The organism is Rheinheimera texasensis, assembly GCF_964031785.1.
GTDB classification, from domain to species: Bacteria; Pseudomonadota; Gammaproteobacteria; order Enterobacterales; family Alteromonadaceae; genus Pararheinheimera; species Pararheinheimera texasensis_A.
Genome location: NZ_CAXIRE010000017.1, coordinates 164,507 through 179,619, shown reverse-complemented (window position 1 = coordinate 179,619; position 15,113 = coordinate 164,507). Strand labels below are relative to the sequence as shown.

General features: G+C 55.1%; 14 protein-coding genes. 2 read left to right on the top strand and 12 right to left on the bottom strand.

Annotation, left to right across the window (positions count from 1 at the left end):
* Nucleotide 1: 1 nt before the first annotated feature.
* Nucleotides 2-979 carry an alpha/beta hydrolase gene (locus ABNT34_RS07290; protein ID WP_348730176.1) on the bottom strand — a complete coding sequence of 326 codons (978 nt, stop codon included), beginning with the start codon at nucleotides 977-979 and terminating at the stop codon, nucleotides 2-4.
* 359 nt (nucleotides 980-1,338) lie between these two features.
* Between ABNT34_RS07290 and ABNT34_RS07285 the strand changes: the two genes are divergently transcribed.
* The gene (locus ABNT34_RS07285) at nucleotides 1,339-2,721 is read left to right on the top strand and encodes a Gfo/Idh/MocA family oxidoreductase (protein WP_348730174.1); all 1,383 of its coding nucleotides are present in this window, start codon (nucleotides 1,339-1,341) and stop codon (nucleotides 2,719-2,721) included.
* Nucleotides 2,722-2,990: 269 nt separating this feature from the next.
* On the opposite strand, the gene ABNT34_RS07280 is transcribed toward ABNT34_RS07285, so the two are convergent.
* Genes ABNT34_RS07280 through ABNT34_RS07270 form a run of 3 tightly spaced genes read right to left on the bottom strand, consistent with a single transcriptional unit; the run spans nucleotide 2,991 to nucleotide 4,728 of the window.
* Entirely contained in the window at nucleotides 2,991-3,518 is a 528-nt protein-coding gene (locus ABNT34_RS07280) for a GNAT family protein (RefSeq protein WP_348730172.1), read from the bottom strand.
* The gene (locus ABNT34_RS07275) at nucleotides 3,515-4,246 is read right to left on the bottom strand and encodes an FMN-binding negative transcriptional regulator (protein ID WP_348730170.1); all 732 of its coding nucleotides are present in this window, start codon (nucleotides 4,244-4,246) and stop codon (nucleotides 3,515-3,517) included. The genes ABNT34_RS07280 and ABNT34_RS07275 overlap by 4 nt, the downstream gene beginning before the upstream one ends.
* Nucleotides 4,247-4,281: 35 nt before the next feature.
* On the bottom strand, nucleotides 4,282-4,728 hold the full coding sequence (locus ABNT34_RS07270) for a GNAT family N-acetyltransferase (RefSeq protein WP_348730168.1): 447 nt from the start codon (nucleotides 4,726-4,728) through the stop codon (nucleotides 4,282-4,284).
* Nucleotides 4,729-4,842: 114 nt separating this feature from the next.
* On the opposite strand from ABNT34_RS07270, the gene ABNT34_RS07265 reads away from it, so the two are divergent.
* Entirely contained in the window at nucleotides 4,843-6,378 is a 1,536-nt protein-coding gene (locus ABNT34_RS07265) for a PLP-dependent aminotransferase family protein (protein WP_348730166.1), read from the top strand.
* Nucleotides 6,379-6,397: 19 nt separating this feature from the next.
* Here the strand turns inward: ABNT34_RS07265 and ABNT34_RS07260 are convergent, their stop codons facing one another.
* The 8 genes from ABNT34_RS07260 to ABNT34_RS07225 all read right to left on the bottom strand — a co-directional run bounded on the left by ABNT34_RS07260 (nucleotide 6,398) and on the right by ABNT34_RS07225 (nucleotide 15,091).
* The gene (locus tag ABNT34_RS07260) at nucleotides 6,398-7,129 is read right to left on the bottom strand and encodes a LytTR family DNA-binding domain-containing protein (RefSeq protein ID WP_348730164.1); all 732 of its coding nucleotides are present in this window, start codon (nucleotides 7,127-7,129) and stop codon (nucleotides 6,398-6,400) included.
* Nucleotides 7,130-7,143: 14 nt separating this feature from the next.
* Nucleotides 7,144-8,403 (bottom strand): histidine kinase, encoded by a 1,260-nt coding sequence (locus ABNT34_RS07255; RefSeq protein ID WP_348730162.1) that lies wholly within the window; start codon nucleotides 8,401-8,403, stop codon nucleotides 7,144-7,146.
* Between the two features lie 31 nt (nucleotides 8,404-8,434).
* The gene (locus ABNT34_RS07250; RefSeq protein ID WP_348730160.1) at nucleotides 8,435-9,670 is read right to left on the bottom strand and encodes an ABC transporter permease; all 1,236 of its coding nucleotides are present in this window, start codon (nucleotides 9,668-9,670) and stop codon (nucleotides 8,435-8,437) included.
* Nucleotides 9,671-9,705: 35 nt separating this feature from the next.
* Entirely contained in the window at nucleotides 9,706-10,449 is a 744-nt protein-coding gene (locus tag ABNT34_RS07245; RefSeq protein WP_348730158.1) for an ABC transporter ATP-binding protein, read from the bottom strand.
* Nucleotides 10,446-11,702, bottom strand: coding sequence for an efflux RND transporter periplasmic adaptor subunit (locus ABNT34_RS07240; protein ID WP_348730156.1), 1,257 nt, complete (start codon nucleotides 11,700-11,702; stop codon nucleotides 10,446-10,448). The genes ABNT34_RS07245 and ABNT34_RS07240 overlap by 4 nt, the downstream gene beginning before the upstream one ends.
* A 10-nt stretch (nucleotides 11,703-11,712) precedes the next feature.
* Nucleotides 11,713-12,459, bottom strand: coding sequence for a YIP1 family protein (locus tag ABNT34_RS07235; RefSeq protein ID WP_348730155.1), 747 nt, complete (start codon nucleotides 12,457-12,459; stop codon nucleotides 11,713-11,715).
* 155 nt (nucleotides 12,460-12,614) lie between these two features.
* A complete protein-coding gene (locus ABNT34_RS07230) occupies nucleotides 12,615-13,535 on the bottom strand; it encodes an SMP-30/gluconolactonase/LRE family protein (protein WP_348730153.1) in 921 nt (306 codons plus the stop codon).
* Nucleotides 13,536-13,570: 35 nt separating this feature from the next.
* Entirely contained in the window at nucleotides 13,571-15,091 is a 1,521-nt protein-coding gene (locus ABNT34_RS07225; protein ID WP_348730152.1) for an FAD-binding oxidoreductase, read from the bottom strand.
* Nucleotides 15,092-15,113 lie beyond the last annotated feature (22 nt).

Below are 15,113 nucleotides of genomic sequence, written 5' to 3'. Positions count from 1 at the left end.
GTTATTTTGCCTCCTGCAAAAAGCGGCGGATTTTTTGATTCAGCCAGGCCGGGTCGTCCAGCATAATAAAGTGCCTTGCCTTTGTGTTAATGTCGAGTTGCGCAAACGGTAATTTTTCCAGTTGCTGCTGATACAAAGCTTTGACGCCGGCCTGTGCCTGTGGCGGTAAAGCGCCGCTGGCGCCTAATAACAACACCGGCTGTTTGATATTGACGACTTGTGGCCGCAAGTCGGTGGTCAGCAGTTCTGCCATCACTTGACCGACTGTTTTGGGGTCAGATGCTTCCGCCATCGCCAACACTTGTTGCTGCGCGCTTTGGCGGGTTGCCTGAATAATTAAACCTTGCGCTGTGGCCTGGCTCAGCTGAGTTTTAGTCATGCCACCATATTGCATACTGATTTGCGCGGCCTGAGTTTGCATCTGCGCCGCCGTGGTCGCCGGATTGCGGGTAAAGACCGGGGCTAAATACGGCAAACCATCGACTGAGATTATTGGGCCTATGGTATCCGGCGCTTTGCTTGCCAGCGCAAACGCCAGAAAACCACCGAGGCTATGACCAATCACCACTGGCTGCTTCAACTGTTTGGCTGCGATATAAGCCAATAATTCCTGCTGCACCACACCGAGCAACGAGCTGTCCGGCTGCACGCCAGTGCGCGCCGCTTTGCCGGCAAAACCCGCGAGATGAATAAGATGCAGCTGATGGTCGGCCTTTAATGCATCCACAGTGCTTTGCCAGACGGCCGGCGACGACATCAGTCCCGGTATTAAAATCACCGGCCGGCCATTGCCAATGACTTCAACGCTAAAACTGGTTGTGGCGGCAGCACTGGCCACTGCAGCCACAGGCGCGGTTACTGCTTTTGGTGCCGGGGCAGCATGACTATGGCCGGATTGGTTCGCAGCAAAAACCGCCATAAAAATGGTTGGGATCATCGATAAACGCACGGCAGTGGTGGGGTTGGCACATTTAAACATCTTCAATTCCTTCATCTGAGTGATATGTCTTGTTGATATCTCCTAGTGCCGGCTGCTGCAGCGACTGTGACAAAAATTTTTTAGTTATTTTTTATGTGACTGAATTTAATGAAATTTATTTTTAACGCTCGCGATAAAGCTATAAATTTATGACTTATGGATAGCAGCCATTTGTCTTGCTGCGGCCGCTGGTTCTGTTAACCCTGCATTGGTCGCAAAATTGTATCGAAACAAATCGAAAGTATTTCATTGTGTTTTTATTTGTGTTATACCAAAGCCAGCAACTGATAAAAACAGTCAGGTCTGACGGCGCCCCGGCCCGCACGAACACTGGCGAAACCCCATCACAGGAGAGAGTTATGGCGAATTTTGACCGGCGCAGTTTTATGAAAGCTTCGATGGCCACTGCGGCACTGGGTGTGGCGGCAGCCTGTAGCCAGCAAAGTGGCAGCCGGGCGGGCGGCGCAGCGCCTACGAGCAAAGGCAAATCGGTGATGGGGCTGGTGGTGCCGGCGATGGCAGAAGTGCGGGTTGGTTTGATTGGCGTCGGTGAGCGTGGTGTCGGTTATATCAGCCATTTCAGCCAAATTGAAGGCGCCCGCATCACGGCCATTTGTGACACAGATCCAGAAACCCTACAGCGCGCACGGGGCTTGTTCGACAAAATGACCAAGCCGCAGCCGGCGTATTTTGGTGACAGCCCGGACAGTTATCATCAGTTATTAGCGCGGCAAGATGTCGATATCGTGGTGATTGCTACGCCTTGGGCGCTGCACCATCCGATGGCCAAAGCGGCGCTGCTCGCCGGCAAACATGCTTTTGTTGAAGTGCCGATGGCGCTGGAACTGGAGCAGATGTGGGATCTGGTTGACACGGCCGAAGCGACGCAGCGCAACTGTATGATGCTGGAAAACGTCTGTTACGGCCGCGACGAACTGATGGTGCTGAATATGGTGCGTCAGGGCCTGTTTGGCGAGCTGCTGCACGGCGAAGCGGCTTATATCCACGAATTACGCTGGCAAATCAAAGAGATCGAACGCAAAACCGGTTCATGGCGCACTTTTGAAGAAGCGCGGCAAAACGGCAATTTATATCCAACGCATGGTTTAGGCCCGGTGGCGCAATATATGGGCATTAACCGCGGCGACCGCTTTGATTTTCTGAATTCGGTCAGCTCGCCGGCGATTGGCCGCGCTGCTTATGCCAAACGTGAATTCCCGGCTGACCATCCGCGCAACCAAATCAAATACACTTGCGGTGACATTAATACCAGCATTATCAAAACGGTGCAGGGCCGGACCATTATGCTGCAGCATGACACCACCACACCGCGGCCATACAGCCGGCACAACCTGATCCAGGGCACCAACGGCGCTTTTGCCGGTTTCCCCAACCGTATCGCGCTGGAAACCGGTGGCCATGGCGGCAGTTACCATGAATGGGATATGGATATGGCGCCCTGGTATCAGCAATATGACCACCCGCTGTGGCAACGTATGGGTCGCGAAGCCGAACGCAACGGCGGCCATGGCGGTATGGATTTCCTGATGTGCTGGCGGCTGATTTATTGTCTGCGTAACGCTGAACCACTGGATCAGGACGTCTACGACGGCGCTGCCTGGTCCGCAGTATTACCGTTGTCGGTCGCATCCGTCGCCGACCGCGGCAACAGCCGCGATTTCCCGGATTTCACCCGTGGTTTATGGCAGAAAACCAAGCCGCTGGGGGTTGTTGGCGGCTAAACCGATACTTTGTGCCAATTGCAGACTTTGAAAATCCGTAGGGGCACCCCTTGTGGGTGCCCGAATTCCGTGGATTACGGGTAGGGACAATCGTGTGACGACCAGCCAACCCCTACAATATAACGGAGATCTGCAACTCGCTCGTTGCAAACATCCGGCTAACAACCGCTAAACCAAGGTTTCAGCGCTTGCACCAAGTGGCTGCAGGGGCTTATTGCACCGATTTTTACCGCCGGCCGACGCCTTTGATATCACATCGTTTTGTTGTGCTACGCAGTCATCGCTTGCTCGCGCAGCAACGCATAAACTGCCATGTCCACATGCTGGCCCCGGACAAAATTGGCACCGCGCGCTACGCCTTCGCGGGTAAAACCACAGTTGATGGCGACTTTTTCTGAAGCCAGATTGGCAATATTCATCCGAATTTCCAGTCGGTTGATCAGCTGCGTATTAAACAGATATTGGCTCAGCATACGCACGGCTCTGGTGGCAATGCCGCTGTTGCGCTGCGCGCGTGCCAGCACGGTATAGCCGATTTCGCGGGCATTAAAATACGGCACCGACTTAAAATGCCAGATGATGCCAAGGATGTTGTTCTCCAGATCGACGATCAGCAGTTTTTCATGGCTGTCATTGGAAAGGCCGTCGCTGTCAAAATTTTTCTCATAGGTTCTGGGTGAGGTGATAGCGCCGGGCAAATACTCACCGCGCACATCCAGATCATTCAGCAGCGGTACCAGTGTCGCCAGGTCTTGCCGGGTAATATGCCGAATGGCCAGATTGCCGTCTTTGATCATATTGCTGCTCCATTGCTGGCACCGGGTGCCTGGTTCTGCCTGTTTATGGTTGTCTCAGCAGCGAACAGCCCCTGTGCCTGCATCAATTGCCAAACGGTTTGTGGCCGCTCGGACTGCTGCAGAAATTGCAGCACATCCTGACGGGCGGCCGGCGTTTTGTTCTGCGACAGCTTCATTTTGGCGTGCAGCGATTCAATCGACACTGCAAAGCCTGTGATGGCAGAGGACAACTGTTTCTCATACGCCAGATTGCTCTGGCGGGCAGTTGTTTCGCCAGGATCAGTACCCACCTTACGGACCAGCTCATCCTGCACCTGTGGCGGCAAGGCCCGGTTGGCCGCGGCTTGTTGCCGGCGCACTAACGCCAGTGTGTGGCGGGTATCCAGCAATTGCACAGTGCCGCTGATTTCCACCAGACTGTAATTCCAGGTGGCGACCTGCGGCTGCTGTTGATAACACTCAGCTGCGACAAAAGCATGTGGACCCTGCACAACAAGTTTCACTTTATCGCCATCCCGCAGGCCCTGCAGTTGTGGGTTTTGTGCTGCTAAATGGCCGTAGACGGTGCCGGTCAGACCGGTCGGCTGCTCCCATTCAAACAAAAACGGTATCGCGCTGAGCTGTAAATCCGTCGTCAGCAACAAACCAAAATAATGCTGTTGTAAAAACTGCCGGATCAGCTGCGGATCATCTGACGCATAGTGCGCGGGCGTGTAAGTCGGAGTCATATTCAACCTCGGGAGGATGTGCCGAAGGGGCTGGTTTACTGTTTGCGTGGCACGGCAAAAGCATTATTGATGGCTTGAAAACCCACTTTGGGGTAATAGCCCATGGCACTCGGCGCACTTAATAGCAACTGCTGAACCTCTGGCCCACTATGATCAGCAACGGCCTGCAATAAGATCCGGCCTATGCCTGAATGCTGCAGTTCGCCGGCCACCAGCAAATCGGCGATATAACAAACAAAAGCGCTGTCGGTTAAACAACGGGCCAGGCCAACCAACTTGCCGTCGATCCGGGCGCTGATGGTCAGATTGGCGCCGCTGAATAGTTGCGCCATGCGGGCGCGGTCTGACAAGGGCCGCTTAATACCGGATGAGTGATACAGCGCCAGATATTCATCCAGCAGCTCAGGCTGCCAGTGCTCCACGTCGATGCTCAGAGCGACTCCTGTGTTGGTGGTAAAAGCTTGGTTGGTTGTTTGATGCATACAGAACTCCTGAAATACAAACTTGCAGTGGTGGTCAATCGCTGTTCAAATGCAGCTTAAGAGTCTATTGGTTCTATAAAAAGAACCAGTTTTAATAAAGTGATGGATCCAGTTATGCGGATTGAACCCGATAGTATCCAGCTCAGTGGCGAAGGCAGTTTGCAGCGTCAGCTCTATCAGGCGTTGCGACAACCCTTGTTAAGCGGGCTGTGGCCCAGCGGCGCCTTGTTGCCATCGAGCCGGCTATTGGCCAGTGAGCTGCAGCTCAGTCGCAATACAGTTAACGCTGCATTGGCACAGTTAGTGGCGGAAGGTTACCTGCAAGGCCAGCCTGGTCGGGGTTATTGCGTCATTACACAACTGCCTGATGCTTATTTTCAGGCCAGCAGTGGTGTGGGCCCAGACGGTTTACCAAACAACTCCGTGCCGGCTGCAAACCCTGACAGGGCCATCACACCACAACCATTTGCCACCAGCACTTCGCAGCAGATGGCGACACCCTTTAAGACCGGCTTGCTGGAGCCCGGCGTGCCGGATCTCAGCGCTTTCCCTTACCGGATCTGGCAACGTTTATTGCAGCGCCATGCCAGCCGGCCGCTGTTGGGCGTTGGCGGGGATCCGCTGGGTTATCTGCCACTGCGTCAGGCGTTATGTTTGTATCTGCAGCAGTCCAGGCAAGTGCACTGCACTGAACAGCAAATTCTGATCACGGCCGGCGCGCAGCAGGGGCTGTATATCGCGGCGCTGCTGGTGGCCGCGCGGGGTGACAAAGTGCTGATGGAATCACCGGGTTATGGCCGGCTGCGCCAGGCGCTGCAATTGCAGGATTTAACCATTGGTTATCTGAATGCCGCCGGGCCTGAAGGTGTAGTCGCAGAAGACCTGGCGACCTGGCAGGATTGCAAAGCGCTGTTCCTGACACCAGGCCATCAATATCCGATGGGCGGCATCATGCCGTTGTCACAACGTTTAGCGATTTTACAATGGGCGCAGCAACAAGGCTGTTGGGTAGTGGAAGATGACTATGACAGCGAGTTTCAGTTTAAACACCGGCCTGTCGCCAGCCTGCAGGGGTTGGCGCACGGACAAGGCGTGATTTTTGTCGGCAGTTTCAGTAAAACCATGTTGCCGGCATTGCGGCTCGGTTATCTGGTGGCGCCGACGAGTTTAATTCAGCGTGCAGCGGCGATAGTGCAAGCCATTCATGGCGATATCCCGCTGCTGACGCAAGCTGCACTGGCCGATTTTATCAGCGAAGGTCATTTCAGCCGGCACCTGCGCAAAATGCGCAAACTGTATCAGCAGAAACAACAACGGGCGCAACAGCTGGCCAGCCGGTATTTACCTGACTGGCAGCTACACGCGCTGCACGCCGGTTTACATTTAGTGCTGCGTTGCCCGGCCGCGCTGCAAGCGTCCTTTGATGGCCCTTCATTGCAGCAGCGGCTGGCCGCAGCAGGTTTTGCGCCGGCGTTATTGTCGAAATATCAATTTGCCGGCGAAACCGCAGCCGGCTTGGTGATTGGCATCGCCAATATCAGTGAGTCCGAGCTAAAGCGGGGGTTGCAGTTCATCGCAGCTGAGTGTTCGCCGCAACAAGACAGCGCAACAACACAGCACAACAACACAGCGCTGTCTGAGCTCGGATAGGACGCAGCGTTGGCCTAAATTAAAACCCACCAAACAAGGTTTTTAGTTGTTGCACCTGACGCCGGCTAACGTCGATTTGCTGGCCGTCCTGTAAGCTAGCCAGCATGCTGCCGGCAGCAAGACCTGGCTCTAACGCCGTGATGGCACTGATGCGGATAATGTCGGCGCGGCTGGCTTTAAAAAACTGCTGCGGGTCGAGCCGTTGTTCGATGCGCGACAGCGAACTTAACACAAAACTTTTGCCGTATGGCGTGTAGACCGCGCTGTGATTACCAACCGATTCAAAGCGGCAAATTTCACTTAACCGCACAATGCGGCTGTTTTCGCCAAATTTCAGTAATAAACCATGGTTATCCGGTAAATAGCTTTGCTGGCTGTTGTCGCTGGCAGTGGCTGCAACTGCTGCCGGCAAGCGGCTCAAGCTTTGCGCCAGCCGCTGCGGCACTATGGGTTTGACCAGATAATCCAGCGCATTGAGCGCAAAGGCGTCCAGCGCATAGCTGTCAAAGGCGGTGCAGAACACAAAAAACAGGTTGGGTCTGAGCTCTGCCGCCAGTTCGAGTCCGCTTGTGCCCGGCATCTGAATATCCAGAAATACCAAAGCGATATCCGGCTGTACAGCCAGAATATCGCGGGCGCTGTCGGCACTGTCGGCTTCTGCGACAATCTCAATCTGCGGATGGGCTTGCAGCAAACGTTTTAGTTCGCTGCGCGCCAGGCGCTCGTCATCAACGATCAGGGTTTTCCACATGATGAAACTCCATTTCAGTGGCGGTGGGGTGGAGCCGTAGGTTCTGAGGGCTGGCTCAATGGCGCGGTTTCCAGTTCAGCGGCCTCCGGTTCACCGGCTTGCAGTTCACCGGCCCCCAGTTCACCGGCTTCCAGTGCAATAGTGACCTGATATTGCTCCAGCTGTGGTTCGATATGCAAACTATGCCGGCCTGGCAATAACGCCAGGCGCTGGCGCAGATTCTTCAGACCAGTGCGGGTGCCGTGTGTGCTGCTAAGGCCAGCACAACTGTTGCCGACAATCAGCTGCCAGCCATTGGCGACCGGGCGGCTTTTGATCCAGAGCCGGCCGCCCTGTGGCAGCGGCGCTATGCCGTGTTTAATCGCATTTTCGACCAGCGTCAGCAGGCTTAAGGTCGGTAGTTTTTGCTGCCACAGCTGCTCATCAAACTGCAGGTCAAGTTGCAGGCGTTGTTCCAGCCGCACCTGTTCAATCTGCAGATATTGTGAAGTGATTTGCCATTCGTCGGCCAGCGTCGATAACGGCTTTAAATGCGCCTGCAAATGGAAGCGGAACAGTTCGGACAGCTGCGTCACAGTGGCGGCGGCTTTGTCCTGATCCTCATAAATCAGTGCGCGGATGCTGTTCAGCGCATTAAATAAAAAGTGCGGATTGAGCTGATTGGTCAGCTGCTGCAGCTGGGCCTGATGCATTTGTTTTTGCATCTGGCGTTTGCTGACTAAAGTGCCCCAGAACACATAAGCCAGCGCCCAGAGCCAGAAAATCACCGCCTGATTAAAACCGCCAATCAGCTGTAAGGTGGCTTTGCCAATCTGCAGATGAGTTTGCTGACCGCCCGATTGCTGGATCGTCATATCGCGTAAATCCAGCTCTTTCATCGGAGTGAGCTCGGCAATATTCAGTGACAGCAACATCAACAATTGGCCAAGGAGCAGTGAATACAGCAGAAATCCCAGCAGATTACTGCCATAACGCCCCCTGGGGAGCAGCTCCAGCTTCAGATAAGGCCGGAGCAGAAAATGGCAAAATACGACCATCAGTCCGGTATCCAGCATGCCGCGCACCAAAGCCATCAGGTACAAATCCAGGCTAGGTACTTTAAACATCACGCCAATCGACAGCAGATAAAACAGCAGATACACCAGATAAGCGCCAAGGCTGACCCACAAATAAGCTGCGGAACACTGAAAACTGATGCGCCACCAACGCTGCAGGCGTTGTCGCCAGCCGTTTGCCGGGCTATTGCCTGCGCCGGATGTTGCCGGTTCGGACATCTGTGCTCCTGTTCTGATAAATTTCAACGGCTTATTCATACCGCAGCGCATCAATAGGTGCAAGTCTGGCGGCTTTGACCGCCGGCATCAGGCCAAATACCACGCCGATAAAAGTGGTAAAGCCAAGCGACAACAACACCGCCCACAGCGGCACCACAGTATCACTGAGGCTGGGGATTAACGCGCCAAGCAAAGCCGCCACGCCATAACCCAGTAATAATCCAAGCAAACCACCAAATAAACTCAGCAGCACGGCCTCTAACAAAAACTGCAACAAAATCACTTGCGGCGTGGCGCCCAGCGCTTTGACGATGCCGATTTCGCGGGTGCGTTCTGTCACCGACACCAGCATGATATTCATCACACCAATACCACCGACCAGTAAACTGATACCGACCACGCCAGCCGCCACCAGCGTGACCGAATTCAGCACCTGATTAAACTGGCTTTTCATTTTTTCGGCGGTGATAAATTCAAAAGGGTCCGGCGCGTCGCTGGCGAGGCCGCGTTTGGCGCGCAGCACAGTGCGGATTTGCTGCTGCAGCGCCTGTTCATCGACACCGGCTTTGGCGCGATAGCTGATTTCGACCTGCAACTGGTCCGGGCCATTCAGTGCTTTGGCGGTCTGAAACGGCGTGATGATGTAGTTGTCCTGATCAAAACCAAACAGGCTGCCACGTTTTTCGCCGACACCGATAATGCGGAACCAGTCACCGGAGATCAGCACAAATTCGCCAACCGGATTGGCTGGCAACTGTAACTTATTGATTAGCGAAGGGCCGATAAACGCCACCCGACGGCGGCGTTCGTCATCCTGCGGCAAAATAAACCGGCCGAGCTGTGGGTAAATCCGGATCACATGCTGGTAATTCGGCGCCGCGCCAATCAGCTGGCTTTGGCTGCTGCTGCGGCCATAACTGACACTGAGCCCCATACTAAAAGCTGGCATCGCCACAGTGATTTGCTCAAAGTCATTGATTTTATTCAGTAAGGCGTCGTAGTCGCTGTCGGTTAATTTATTGCGAAAACCCAGCAGTTCCTGATCCGGCGTAGTAAAAGCGCGCAAAGTGGTCATGTCGGAGCCCAAATCATCGAGCTGACCGCGAATACCGGCGCTGAGGCCCTGCATAATGGCAACCACGCTGATGACCGCTGCGACGCCAATAATAATGCCGAGTGTGGTCAGGCCGCTGCGCAGTAAATGCAGCCGGATGGATAACACCGCACTTTGCGCGCACTGACTGAACATTTGCCAGAAAGCTAACATCTTAACTCCTTATCTGCTTCAGACCGCCTGCACTGTTAAACGGCGAGCGCGCTGTGGCCCTGCTGCTGTTGCCGGTCGGCGACAATACGGCCATCGACAAGGCGCACCACGCGACGGCAATGGTCGGCGATCTCCTGTTCATGGGTCACCAGAATGATGGTCTGCCCTTGCGCATGCAGTTCGTCAAACAGCGCCATAATGCTGGCGGTGGTTTTGCTGTCGAGGTTGCCGGTCGGTTCATCGCCAAGCAGCACTGCCGGCTCTGTCACTAAAGCCCGGGCAATAGCGACGCGCTGGCGCTGACCGCCGGAAAGCTGACTGGGCAGATGCTGGGCTTTGTCGGCAAGACCCACCCGTTCAAGTACCGCCATAGCGCGGCTGAGCCGCTGTTGTTTACTCATCAGCCGATACAGCAGCGGCTGCATCACGTTTTGTAATGCGGTTAAGCGTGGCAATAAGTTAAAGCTTTGAAAAATAAATCCAATCTGCTGATTTCTGACCTGTGCCAACGCGGTTTCATCCAGGCTCGCCACCGGTTGACCACAAAGCAGATAATCACCTTGATCCGGCGTATCGAGGCAACCGAGCATATTCAGCAGTGTGGATTTACCGGAGCCGCTCGGGCCAATCAGCGCAACATAATCGTTGCGGTGCACCGTCAACTGAATATCCGCCAGCGCAGTGAAGGTCTCGCCGGCCATTTCATAATGTTTACTGAGGCCGCGCAGCTCAATCACCGGAGGCTCAGTGACAGGCTGTGCAGTTGCTGCCGCCATCATGGTTTGGCTCCGGTAACTGGCGCTTCAAACCGCACTTTGGCGCCATCTTTCAGGCTGGCGAAAATCCGCGCAGGCCCCGTGATCACTTGTTCAGTGCCAGTCAGGCCCTGACTGATTTGCTGCGCGGTGTCGGTGGCAAGGCCGACTTCAACGGTCTGCGGATATGCGCGGCCGTCGCGTACCAGCCAGACTTGCCGGCTGTTGTTGCTGCCAGTGGTGCTTTTTTCTGCTGCAGTTGTGGCCGAAGTTGCTGGTGCAGCTTGTAGCGCCGATACCGGGACTGACCAGACCTGCGACAGTGCTGCGGTTTGCAGTTCAGCCCGACAGCTCATGCCCGGATAAAGCGCTTCCTCAGCATTTTCCAGCAAGACTTTGACTTTAAAGGCTAAAGCCTGACTCTGACCAAGCTGACGGGCGCTGCTGCTGATGTTTTGTACTTTGCCATGAAGCGCCTGGTCCGGTGCCGCGGCGGCAAAGACTTTAACCTGCTGACCGACAAATACACTGTGTACATCAGCTTCGTCCAGCCGCAGTTCGGCGAGTAAAGCGCTGGTGTCAGCGATGGTCATCAGATCGCTGCCCATCATCTGGGCGCTGCCCGGGATCACGGTTTCGCCGGCTTTGACATCCACCGCGACGATGACGCCACTAATCGGCGAGCGCAGTTCAGTTTTAGCGAGTAAATCTGCTGCTTGTTTTTCTGCCGCCAGACTTTGTGCCAGCTGTTGCTCTGCCGCCTGTTGTTGTAACAACGCCAACTGCTGTTCACTGCGCAAGTTATCCAGCAACTCCTGCTGGATCAGGCCTTTGTTTGCCAGCTGTTGCTGGCGTTTTAATTGTCGTTCAGAATTTTTCAGCCGGGTGCTGGCCATCTGAATGTCAGTGCGCGCTCGTGCGGTTTGGGCGTGGGCTTGCTCCAGACTGGCGCTGTAGCTTTGCGGGTCGAGCTGCAGCAGCAGCTGACCGGCTTCCACTTTGTCGCCTTCCTGCACAAAGACTGCATCGACCCGGGCCATTAATTCCGAGCGCAGCGCCACTTGGGTGCGGTACACCAGATTGCCGGACGCCAGAATGCTGTCAGTCAAATCGCCTTTGGTGACAGGACTGACCTGCACATCCAGCGCCTGTGTTTGTTTGCGGTATGCTGTGACACCGGCAATGGTCGCTAAAATCACCGCAGCGAGCAGCAGGCGGCGCCAAGGCGTGGCTGCCGCTGTCGCAGAAACAGACGGAGAAACAGTCGGTTCAGTCATGCAAATGTCCTCAGGCCAGCAGAGCCCACAGGCCAAAAATCAGCAGCACCGGAGTGCCCACCACTAAAGCCGCACGCTTGGCACTGAAAGCCGCCGCGCTTTGCAGACCAGCAAATAAAATCCACAGTTGCCAGATTAAAAACACGTTGATGCTTTCAGCCCAGGTAAAAAGCGCATGGCCGACCGGTAAATCCAGCACCAGTTGATTCAATGAGGCGTAGTTCACCAGCATCAGCGGCTGGTCCGGGCTGTCGGCGAGCAGCATCAGCACGGCAAGGCCGAGGATATTGACCAGTGTCGGCAGCTGGCTCCAGACCACTAACGCAAACCACTGGCCATAACTCAGCGCTTTTTGCAGTTTACCGGTCAGCAGCAGATAACCGGCGGTGATGGCGGTAAAAGCCAGACTGCCGACGGCAACAGAAATTGCGCCAATCAACGGCGTAGCGCCGGCCATCCCGGCCATCGCCGCGCGAATTTGTTCGGTTTCGGCCGGAGTTAATTCACCGGCATGTAAAATTTGTTGCTCGACCAGCCAGGCCGGGCTCATACCGGCATAAAACCAATAGATGATGGCGGCGGTCAGCAGCAGCTGAATAGCCAGCAACCACAGGTGACGGCCGGATTGCTGTGGCACAGTGGCCATGGCGGCTGCCGGGTTTAATAAGGTATTGAGGAGTTGGCTGAAAAAGCCGGGCGTTGTCGAATTGGTTGCTGTAGCTGCCGCGGTTGGCGTGCTGATCATGGGGTCTGTCATCTCAGTCTTCCTTGTTGGGGTTCACAAAGTGGAGTTACTGAGTGCAGAGTAAAATAGCCGGAACGAACAGGTGAAAAAGATGTGAAGTTCGGCATTGCAGCGTGACAAAAGGCGACAATGCCGGATAAAAGGTGATTGGGATTTATTGTGGCAAATCAGCGCAACGCAATCTTTTCGATGCTACCGTCACGTTGCATCGTGACATAGAGCCAGTGCTCGTCCGGCGACAGCGCCACGTTGGTCGGGTACTTGCCGCTCAGAGTAAATTCTTTTAATACAACGCCTTGCGGGCTTAGTTTCACCACAGTGCCTTTGCCATACCGGGCGATATACAGATTGCCCTGGTTGTCGCAGCGCATGCCGTCGAGACCAAAATCGGCAAATTCAATCAGCAGTTTTTTCGCGCCAACGTCCAGCTGGTCATTCAGTGGATAGGCCCAGATTTTCCGCTGCGCACTCTCATTGACATACAACCAGCGCTGGTCCGGGCTGACCTCAACACCATTGCTGGTGCCGGTCTGCTCAATCGACCGGGCTTTGCCGTCAGCACTGATGCGCCAAAGCTGGCCTTTGCTGTTTTTCCAGTCCGGGTCGCTGGCGAAAATAACGCCGCTGCGGGTCAGGGCTAAATCATTCGGCTGGTGCATGCGTGGTTCAAACACAAAAGAAGTTAACTGGCCGTTGGCATAGCGCCAGATCTGATGGCCGGTATAGTCGGCAATCCACATCACACCTTGCGCATCGATTTGAATGCCGTTGCCGGTACTGCCTGCCGGCAGACGCAAATGCAGGCTGGCTTTGCCATCCGGCGTCACTTTGCCGACAGAGCCTTTGTGCTCATCGCCGGGCCCACCAAAGTTGACTGCATACAGATTGCCGGCGCTGTCGGTGTCCGGGCCTTCGATTTCGCCGTGAAAAGTGCCGGCCGGCACAAAAATTTGGCTATCGGCGGGACTGGCTTCACTTTTAGTGGCTGTGTTGCTGCTGTCAGCGCCTGCAGTTTGCGCTACAGGCGGCGTGCTGCTGCACGCACTTAGCAGCAGGCAAAGTACAGCGGCATTGAGTTTGTTTCGCACAGGTAAACTCCAGAATTGTGTTAAAAAATCACAAATCAGACTTTAATCCCTTGCGGCTGACGGAACAAGCTTTGTGGGTCATAGCGCCGCTTAATCTGTTGCAGCCGGGCATAATGGCTGGCGTAATAGGCCTTTGCCGGATGTTTCATCAGTGCGTCGGTATAGTTCAGGTAAGCACCACCACTGCTCCAGCGTCGCATCTGATAACGCATCTGATGGCACCAGTCGGCACTTTGCGTCAACAGCTTTTCAGCGCTGTGCTCCGGATGAATCGTCAGGTACTGCGCACTGAACAGCGCCTGGCGATGAGCAAAAGCATTAAAATCACGCGGCTTGGCGGCAATAGCACCACCCATCAGTGTCAGCAGCACAGCGCCGGTCTGATCCTGACTGGCGCGCCGGCGCAGTGCAGTGAGCAGCGTGCGGCAGCCGGCCTGATCCAGCGCTTTGTTAAACATGTCGGAACTGCCGGCCATCGCCACCCGTTTCAACCGGCCGGCTTCGTGTTGGGTCGGTAATTTACATTGGTTAGTGTCGAGGCCTCTGCAGTCGCTCAGCATAAACTCCAGATACTGGTGGTCCTGCATATCCACTTCGCCCCATAGACTGCTGAGGCGGTTTTCCAGCTGTTGCCAGGCGGCAGTGACATCGGCCTGATGACCAATGCCGCAACAACGAATTTGAATTTCCGGCGTTTTTTTGCTGTTACCGTTGACCCAAATTGCCAGCTGCGTCCAGACAGTATCCGGTAACTGCGCGGCCCAACGTTGCCATTCCTGCAATACCAGCTCGCCATCTTGCAGAGGATAGCGGCCTATGTAGTTGCGCACCGGCGCACTGGCAAAAGTCTGCATTTTCAACTGCGTCAAAATACCAAACTGACCACCACCACCACCGCGCACCGCCCAGAACAAATCGCTATTTTCGCTGCTGTTGCAGCGGTGGATCTCGCCATCGGCGGTGACGATTTCGGCTTCCAGTAAGGCGTCGCAGGTCAGGCCATACAGCCGGTCAGCAATGCCCAAACCTCCGCCTTGTACCAAGCCGGCAATACCGACACCGGCACAGCTGCCAGCCGGAATGGAACGTTGCCACTGACCGAGCGCCGCATAGACATTGCCGAGCGTCGCGCCGGCGCCGATGCTGGCGACATCCTGGCTCAGACTGATTTGGTTCATTGCGCCCAGATCAATCAACACGCCGGAGGTTGACGATAAACCGGTATAACTATGACCGCCGCCGCGGATGGCAAAAGGCAGCGCAAAACGCGCGATAAAACGTACCAGCTGCTGCACGTCCTGGCTGTTGACCGGACGGGCTATCAGCGCCGGGATTTTATGATCATAACGGCTGTTGGCGGCGCGGCTGCGCCATTGGAATTCAGCGTGCTGCGAAAATAGCAGTTCGCCCTGCAGCTGATTTTGCAGCGTCAGCCAGTCTTCGGCAGAGGGTAACGGGGAGATCGACTGGATTTTCGGTAGGGGCTGGCTGCAGCCTGTGACCGCTGTAAGTGCCGGGATGGCGCTGCATAAGCCGAAAAATTGACGTCGTAACAATTAAAGGAAGCCTCAAAGAAAA